This is a genomic window from Rhizobacter sp. (assembly GCF_031412075.1).
In the GTDB taxonomy this organism is placed as follows: Bacteria; Pseudomonadota; Gammaproteobacteria; order Burkholderiales; family Burkholderiaceae_C; genus Rhizobacter.
Map to the genome: position 1 here is coordinate 1 of NZ_JANOCG010000284.1, position 8,485 is coordinate 8,485.

Here is an 8,485-nt window from a genome sequence, read left to right on the forward strand (position 1 = left end):
TCTTGCACACCCACCTCGACCACATGGGCCAGGTTGGGGTGGTTCAGGCGGGCAGCGTGTTTGGCGTCGGCCAGCCACAGCTCCAGCGCAGCAGCGGTGGGAGGCTGCACACGCGGCAGGGTGAGCAGCAGCTCCTGGCTGGAGCGCGGGTCGAACGCCAGCCAAAGCATGGTGCGGTCGCTCTTGCCCAGCAGCTGGCGCAGCTCGAAGCGCCCGAACGCCCGGGTGGGGGTCGGCTTGGGGCTGGAGTGTTCCGGTTCAAGCATGAAGGCGCATCGGTGCTGGCGCGAAAGTGGGGCACGCCACCCAATTGGACGGCCCCGCCACAGGGCGCAATGCGCGGATCAACTGCCCAAAGACACACCAATTCGCGCCTGCCCACTGCCGCCCAGTGTGCGCTTCAGGCAGGCAAAGTCATGTGATTTCGATCACGTTTCCATGGCCATTGATGAGCGCACAGCGCACCGGCTCGCCCGGCTGCAGGGCGGCCACCGCCCGGCGGTAGCGCAGCATCTGCTCGCGGTAGCTCGTCTGCGCTTCCGGCCGCAGCGCGAGCTTGTAGTCGAGCACCCACCAGGCGCTTTCACCGCCCTGTTCCAGCTGCACCAGCCGGTCGATTCGCAGCAACTCGCCCGCCTCGGCCACCGGCACTTCGTTGCCCGCCCAGCGCAGGCCCGGGCCGGTAAAAAACGGTTGGCAAGCGGGGCTGCGCCAGATGACGCCGGCGAAACGCGCAGCCTCAGCGGGCGAAGCGTCGAACTCCAAAGCGGCAGCGCTGGCCAAGGTGTCTATGTCGGCGGTCGCGCCGTGGGCACTGGCCCATTCGAGGGTGCGGTGCACTGCCTGGCCCAGGCGCGAGGCTTCGCCGTCAGGCTCACGCTCGGCCTTGGGCGCAGCAGGAGGCGCGGCCCAGACCGGCAGCGCCGGCAGCACGATCGTGGGTTCGGGCACCGCCTGTTCAAGCGCGTTCGCTGCAGCGGGCTCCCAGGCTTGCACGAGGTTTTCGACCCGCTGCCACCACGAAGCTGCCTTGAGATAAGGCTCGGTGCGGCTGAACACCAGGCGCTCCTTGGCACGTGTCATGGCCACGTAAAGGCCGTTGAGTTCTTCACGCTGGCGGGCGGTCTTTTCCTGGTCGAGCAAGGGCTGCAGCGAGGGCGGGCACCGGGCTTCCGAATAGATGAAGGCACAGCGTGTGGGCCGGTCGGCTTCCACCGGCCAATCAACCAGCAAGGTGGCGGTGTCGGGCTTGCTGGCTTCGGGCTGGGCGTCCATCACGAACACCACCTTCGCCTCCAGCCCTTTCGCGCCGTGCACCGTGAGCAGCTGCACCGCGTCGGCCTGCACGGGCGCCGCCACCTTGATGGCGCGGCGTTTGAGCGCACGCACAAAGTTGTAGGGCGTGGCGTAACGCGCGCCATCGAGCATCAGTGCCTGGCTCAGCAGTGCATCAACGGCATCGAGCGCCGCCAGGCGACGCTCGGCCGGCACCACCGCGACCATGCGCTCGCGGTACTGGCCCTCGCTGACGATGCGGTCGAGCAGGTCGTGCGGTGGCAGCTGCTGAACGGCGTCGCGCCACGCGCCCAACAATTGCGCCGCTCGCTGCAAGGCCGGGCTGTGGGCGGTTTGCATCAGCGCGGCCCACCAGTCGCCGCTGTCGGCGGCGGCGTGTGCAAGCGCCACCAGGTCGTCGTCGCTCGCGCCGAACACCGGGCTGCGCAAGGCATGCGCCAGTGACAGGCGGTGCGAGGGGGAGGCGAGCACGTCGAGCACCGCCACCAGATCGCGCACCTCGGGGGCGTCCATCAACGAAAACTCTTCGGCCGCCGCGAAGGGCACATGCAGGTTCTGCAGCGCCTGCGCCGCCAAACGCAACGAAGCCCGCTTGCGGCACAACACAAACACCTCGCCGGCACGCGCCTGGCCGCTGCGCAAAAGCTCGTGAATGGCAAGGGCCACCCAGCGCGCCTCTTGTTCGCGCAGCAAGGCTTCGGGTTCGTGACGCGGGGTGGTGAGGCTGTCGCGCCATTCGCGCAAGTCGCCCGCGGTCTTGCTCTCCTTCGCGGCGCGCAGCACGGCCGGCAGGGCCGACAAGCCCGCACTGGCCATCTCGGCCAGCTCGGTGGTGTGCTCGCGGTAGTCGTCGTATTCACCCAGCCGCTGCGCCGCAGCGAACACCTTGTTGACCGCGTGCAGCACCTCGGGCGCGTTGCGCCGCGTGTGGTCGCAGGCCAGCCATGCGCCACCCAGACCGTGGCTCACGAACTCGCGTGCCGCCGCAAACACACGCGGCTCGGCGCGGCGAAAGCGGTAGATGCTTTGTTTGGGGTCGCCGACGATGAAGACACCTGGCGGGCGCTGCCCACTCGGCCCACCGCCAGCACCCGCGTAGGCCGACAGCCAGCTGTGCAGCGCGTGCCATTGCAAGGGGCTGGTGTCTTGAAACTCGTCGATCAACACGTGGCGAATGCGTGTGTCCAGCCGCTCTTGCACCCAGCCTGAGAGGGTAGCGTCGCGCAACAGTGCCAAAGCGCAGCGTTCCAGGTCGGCCATGTCGGCCAGGCCGCGTGAGCGTTTGTAGGCGGCCAGCTCGCGCAACAACACGCGCGAGAGACGCACTAGGCGCAGGTGCTCCAGGTGGGCGTCATGCTGCTGCACCTGTGCCGCGATGGCTTCGATTTGGTCCTGCGTGTCGGCCAGATGCGGCACTTGGCCCAGCTTGCGTGGCGTGCCAGCTTTCGTGAACAGCGAATCACGAACCTCCTTGTAGACCTCCAGCGAATCGGTCATGGCCAACGCCGTCACGAGGCCCGTCGCGGCGTCCTGCGCCTTGGCGCCGCCGAGCGCCAGCGCAATGGCCAGCTCGCGCAAGCTGCCGCGCCAGATCGCCCCCTGCAGCACGAGCGTGGGGTGGCCTTCGCAGGCCGGTGCGGGCACGCTGGCCTCCAGCACGCCGGCCTCGTCGGCCAGCTCAAGCTCGACACGCTTGTTGAGCGCTGCGTCCAGCCACACCCGCACCTGGTCGCGGCCGCGCTGCTGCACAAGGGCCGTGTGGTCGGCGCGCAAGGCTTCGTCGGCCAGTACGGCGCTGTGAAAGCGGCGAAACACCGCGGCGCGGTGGTCTTCGAGGTCTTCCATCAGCGTCATGCCCGAAGCCAGGCCCAGCTCGGCCAGCAGGTCGAGTGGCGCGGCGCGCAGCAGCTGCGAAAACCAGGCGTGGAAGGTGCGGATCTCCACCGTGCGCCCGCCCACCAACAGGTTCTCGTACAGCTGCGCCAGCTTCGGCGCCAGCAGCTGCGCTTGCGCGGGTGGCACGCCGCGTATCACCAGCTCGTGGGCACGCTGTTCGTCGCTGAACTCCGGCGCAGCGAACTCGCGCAACCACTCGCCCAGGCGGGCCCGCATCTCGCCTGCGGCCTTGCGGGTGAAGGTGATGGCCAGGATCTCTTGCGGCTGCGCACCTTCGAGCAGCGCACGCAAGATGCGCGACACCAGCATCCAGGTCTTGCCTGCTCCGGCGCAGGCCTCAACCACCACGCTGCGCTGCGGGTCGCAGGCGATGGCGTAGAAGGCTTCGCGCGTGACGCTGCGGCCGTCGGCCTGGTAGGCGGGTTGGTAGGCGGGTTGGGTCATCGGCTGGCCCAGTGGTCGCGGCGGCACAGGCCGCGCGCTTCGCAGTAGTCGCACACCTGGCCTTCGCCCAAGGCGGGCAAGCCGGCGCCCGCACGGATGTGGTCGAGGTCGCGGGCCAGGCCCTGCACCAGTGCGCGTGCGCTGTCTTCCACGTCGGCATGCGCGATGGTTTCGATCTTGCGGCCGAGTGCCAGGTAAGTGGCCTGCAGCGGCTCGGTGGCCTCGGCCTGCATCAGCGCAACATAGAAGGCGAGCTGGGTGTCTTCGAGCGGCTGCTTGACCTTCTCGCGCAAGGCGCCCGCGCTGCCGGTTTTGTAGTCGATCAACTCGATGGCACCTTGCACGTGGTCCATGCGGTCGATGCGCCCGTGCAAGCCGACGCCGCGCCACTCGGGCGGCGCGGCGCGGCGATCCTGCTCGCCTTGCCACCAGCGCGCGCCTTGTTCGTCTCGCTGGTGCAGCCAGGTGATGTAGCGCGGCGCGAGTTCGGCGAAGCCGGCTTCGAAGGGCAGGAAGTCGACGTCGTTGAGTCCAAGCTCCAGCTTCTGCTGCTGCGCCACCGCCATCAGATGCGTGCACTCCGCTTCGGCTGAAGCAGGCGCTGTACGCTGTTCGTGAAAGCTCATCAGCACGGCGTGCAACCAGGTGCCGTAGTCACGCTTTTCGATCTCGGCGTCGAGCTCGTCGGCTTCGCGCAGGCGCAACAAGTGCAAGGCATGAAAGCGATAAGGGCAGGCGCGCAAGGCCTCACAGGCACTGGCCGACAGGCTCCCCGGCAGCAGCGTCGCCGCGTTGGGCGCCGGCATGCTCATCGGCGCAGGCACGATGGCTTGTGCCTCGCGCGGGTCAACCCACGGCGTGAAAAGGCGGCCGGCACGACGCAGTCGCAAGGCCAGTCGCTCGGCCACTGGGCTGAGCGCCAAGGGCTCCGCGCCTTCGCTGCGCCGGTAGAACAGGCTCACCGGCGCAGCGCTCACCGCGTGCGTAAAGGCCAGCGACTCGGCTTCACGTCGCTGCGCTGAGGTCGGCACGCCCAGTGCCATCGCCTGGGCATCGTTCAGCAAAGGCTGCGGCGCCGCAACGGCGCCCAGGTGGCGATCGTCGGCCCCCGGAAACACCACCGCCGCGAAGGGCCGCAGCATCACCCGGGCCAAAGGGGTGATCACCACGTGGGCCTGCTCCGGCGGGGCAACGGGGATGAACGACGATTCTTCGAGTGCCTCGTCGACCCAGGCACTGAATTCGTCGAGGGACATCAAGGTTTGCGCCGCCTGGCCCGACCACGTGGTGCTCTCGGAAATGCGCAGCACCCGCAAAACCTGGCCTCCGGCTTCGTCAACCCGCAGCGAATCCAGCACGCCGCTGCGCTGCAAAGCCGCCTGCAGACTCGACAACCACGTCGACAAAGACTGACGCCGCTCGGCAGTCAACAGGCCCAGCACCGCGGTCGCATCGGCGTGCAAAGCCGCGGCCGCAGCGCCCAGCTTGGCGACATTGATCGAAGCGGCCTGGCTCCAGGCTTCGCGTCGGCACACCGACTCCAACTCGATGCAGGCGCGGCCGGCTTGCGGCCACGGGCCGGCCTTCAGCCAATCGAGCCAAAGGTCGGTGGCGGCAACAGGGCTGGCCGCACGCAGCAGGCTCATGACCTGGGCTGCGGCGCGGGTGGTCGAGAGCTTCCAACCTGTTTCATCGAGCAGGCTGACCCGTTGACGCTCCAGCAGTGCGCGGACCCGCCGCACCAGCACACGGTCTTGTGCCACCAGCGCGACCGGCGCGTGCCCATGCCGCAAATGCGCCAGCACCTGGGCGGCTGCACATTCGGCCTCGTGCTCGAAGCCATGGCAGGCTGCAAGTGACAGGCTCGGCGCGAGCGCGGCCTGCGCGGGCGCGTCGGCGTCCAGCACCAGACTGGGCACCGATGCCGCAGACAGCAGCCGCTCGGTCAAGGCATCGGCACCTCCTGCCTGGATCACGATCCAGGCCGACGGCAGGTGAGAGAACAGCAGATCGGTCGGCCGAGCGGGCGCCAACGCCGCCCACTCCAGGGCCAGCCGCGCCAAGGCACGCTCGCTCCCACCGGGCCCGCCGGACGCCATCAACAACTCTCGGCCGCGCTGCCAATGCGCTGCGCGCTCAGACGGCTCGACGACCGCGAGCGCTTTCACCATCGCGTGCGCGGTCGTAACCACGGCTGCGACCGCGTCGTCAAACGCCAGCGGATCTTTGCGCACCCAGGTCTGTGAGCGCAGCATGCGCGCCGCATTGAGCCGGTCGGTGCTGGCGTCAAGCGTGAGTTGGCCTTCGTCCGCCCGCGGCGCCGGGCCGAGTGAGCTTGAGAAGGTATGCGTCGTCTCCACCCGCGGCTGCCAGCCGCCACCTTGCACCCAAGCCCGCCGTGCGGGTGCCAGGTGCTGGGCGAACGGCACCAGGACCACAGCCGAGCGCAGATCCAAGTTTTGCGATTGCGCCCACGCCTTGGCGCGGTCGGCGATATCGGCCCAGCTCAGCGGCATTTCAAGAGGTAGGCGCGCTATTGACTCCATAGAGAGCGTGAGGGCGATGCGGGGCGCGGTCAGAGGGGCTTTGTGTCAGAATCATTCTGCCTTGCCGCTCGCAACGAGCGGCTCAAGCACAAGGACAAGACAATGAGCAGCGAATTGATCAAACACACCACCGACGCATCGTTCGACAGCGATGTGCTGAAGGCCAGCAAACCCGTGCTGGTGGACTATTGGGCCGAGTGGTGCGGCCCTTGCAAAATGATCGCGCCCATTCTGGACGAAGTGTCCAAGGATTACGACGGCCGCTTGCAAATCGCCAAGATGAACGTCGATGAGAATCGCGACGTGCCAGCCAAATTCGGCATCCGTGGCATCCCGACGCTGATGTTGTTCAAGGATGGTCAACTGGCCGCAACCAAGGTCGGCGCCCTGTCGAAGGCCCAGTTGACGGCCTTTATCGACGGTAATCTATAATCTCGGCAATCGCGGTGGCACTGGCCACGGGCTCATGAGGCCTTCCAGACGCCACCGCCTGAAAACTTAGCCACCACGCCCATCTGAGGCGCGTCGGTTCGGCCCCCCCACTCCAGCGTTTCGTATCACTGCTCGCAACGCGCGTTTGCACCTCGGCCTCAAGCGGCCGCCGGTGGTTTCAATCGCAACACCGGTCTTGGCTGCAAGCAGCCGACCCGGCACTCACCCCAGGGTCATCGCCCATGCATCTATCCGAACTCAAAGCCCTCCACGTTTCTGCCCTCATCACGATGGGCGAAGCACTGGAGATAGAAAACGTCGCCCGCATGCGCAAGCAGGAGCTGATGTTCGCGATCATGAAAAAGCGCGCCAAGGGTGGCGAGCAGGTGTTCGGTGACGGCGTGCTGGAAGTGCTGCCCGACGGTTTCGGCTTCCTGCGTGCCCCCGACGCGAGCTACATGGCCTCGACCGACGACATCTACCTGTCGCCGAGCCAGATCCGCCGCTTCAACCTGCACACCGGCGACGCCATCGAAGGCGAGGTTCGGGTACCGAAAGACGGTGAACGCTACTTCGCGCTGGTCAAGGTCGACCGCGTGAACGGCGTGACGCCCGAGGAGAGCAAGCACAAGATCATGTTCGAGAACTTGACGCCGCTGTTTCCGAAAGAACAGTTCAAGCTCGAGCGCGACATCAAGACCGAAGAGAACATCACCAGCCGCATCATCGACCTGATCGCCCCGATCGGCAAAGGCCAGCGCGCCCTGCTCGTCGCACAGCCCAAGACCGGCAAGACGGTGATGATGCAGCAGCTGGCGCACGCACTGGTGGCCAACCACCCCGAGGTCTATCTGATCGTGCTGCTCGTCGACGAGCGCCCGGAAGAAGTGACCGAGATGGTTCGCACGGTGCGCGGCGAAGTCATCAGCTCCACCTTCGACGAGCCCGCGGCTCGCCACGTGCAGGTCGCCGAAATGGTGATCGAGCGCGCCAAGCGCTTGGTCGAGATGAAGCGCGACGTGGTGATCCTGCTGGACTCCATCACCCGCCTCGCCCGCGCCTACAACAACGTGCTGCCCTCGTCGGGCAAGGTGCTGACCGGCGGCATGGACTCGAACGCGCTGCAGCGCCCGAAGCGCTTTTTCGGCGCGGCACGAAATGTCGAAGAAGGCGGCTCGCTGACCATCATCGGCACCGCCCTGGTCGATACCGGCAGCCGCATGGACGAAGTGATCTACGAAGAATTCAAGGGCACCGGCAACTGCGAAATCCACCTCGACCGCCGCATGGCCGAGAAGCGCGTCTACCCGTCGATCCTGATCAACAAGAGCGGCACCCGTCGCGAAGAGTTGCTGTTGCAGCCCGAGATCCTGCAAAAGACCTGGATTCTTCGCAAGCTGCTCTATCCGATGGACGAAATCGAGGCGATGGAGTTCATCCTCGACAAGATGAAATCCACGAAGAACAACCACGATTTCTTCGACATGATGCGCCGGGGCGGGTGAACGACAGCCCCCCAGTCGCTTCGCTCCTGCCCCCAGGGGGCGCCACCCGACGGACCGGCGGAGCCGGTTCCGTGGGTGTTGCTTGATCGGGGGGCCTACGCAACAGCGCCTTTCGGGTCATTTTCTCTTTATAATCCGCGGTTTTCCGCATTCTGGAACGTGCGCCAAAGGGTTTGGCGTGGCTCCCGGCAGCTCAATCGAGGTTCTCCATGAAAGACGGCATTCACCCCACCTACCGCGACGTGTGTTTCGTCGACCTGTCCAACGGTTTCAAGTTCGTGACGCGCTCTTGCGCTCAGACCAAGGAAACCACCAAGCTGGATGACGGCCGCGAAGTGCCGCTCTACAAGCTGGAAACCACCAGCG

The 8,485-nt window shown here is 66.6% G+C and carries 5 protein-coding genes and 1 pseudogene; 3 read left to right on the forward strand and 3 right to left on the reverse strand.

Annotated features, from left to right (window positions below; translation table 11 throughout):
* From RMO40_RS10245 to RMO40_RS10255, 3 genes and pseudogenes are all read right to left on the reverse strand, one after another.
* Positions 1-266, reverse strand: a pseudogene (locus RMO40_RS10245) (serine/threonine protein kinase); the annotation flags it as partial.
* Between the two features lie 148 nt (positions 267-414).
* A complete protein-coding gene (locus RMO40_RS10250; protein ID WP_309720144.1) occupies positions 415-3,636 on the reverse strand; it encodes a UvrD-helicase domain-containing protein in 3,222 nt (1,073 codons plus the stop codon).
* Entirely contained in the window at positions 3,633-6,152 is a 2,520-nt protein-coding gene (locus tag RMO40_RS10255; RefSeq protein ID WP_309720147.1) for a PD-(D/E)XK nuclease family protein, read from the reverse strand. Before RMO40_RS10255 ends, RMO40_RS10250 begins: the two co-directional genes overlap by 4 nt.
* A 132-nt stretch (positions 6,153-6,284) precedes the next feature.
* On the opposite strand from RMO40_RS10255, the gene trxA reads away from it, so the two are divergent.
* The 3 genes from trxA to RMO40_RS10270 all read left to right on the forward strand — a co-directional run.
* Entirely contained in the window at positions 6,285-6,614 is a 330-nt protein-coding gene (gene trxA, locus RMO40_RS10260) for a thioredoxin TrxA (RefSeq protein WP_296690460.1), read from the forward strand.
* Positions 6,615-6,856: 242 nt separating this feature from the next.
* Complete coding sequence (gene rho / locus RMO40_RS10265; protein ID WP_309720152.1) at positions 6,857-8,119, forward strand: transcription termination factor Rho; 1,263 nt, start codon at positions 6,857-6,859, stop codon at positions 8,117-8,119.
* Positions 8,120-8,328: 209 nt separating this feature from the next.
* Positions 8,329-8,485: 50S ribosomal protein L31 (locus RMO40_RS10270; protein WP_309720155.1), on the forward strand; the 157-nt coding region annotated here is incomplete at its 3' end.

What these genes read in the sequence shown, in the direction of transcription:
- RMO40_RS10250 (WP_309720144.1), bottom strand. Translation starts at nt 3,636, where the DNA reads ATGACCCAACCCGCCTACCAACCCGCCTACCAGGCCGACGGCCGCAGC.
- RMO40_RS10255 (WP_309720147.1), bottom strand. Translation starts at nt 6,152, where the DNA reads ATGCCGCTGAGCTGGGCCGATATCGCCGACCGCGCCAAGGCGTGGGCG.
- trxA (WP_296690460.1), top strand. Translation starts at nt 6,285, where the DNA reads ATGAGCAGCGAATTGATCAAACACACCACCGACGCATCGTTCGACAGC.
- rho (WP_309720152.1), top strand. Translation starts at nt 6,857, where the DNA reads ATGCATCTATCCGAACTCAAAGCCCTCCACGTTTCTGCCCTCATCACG.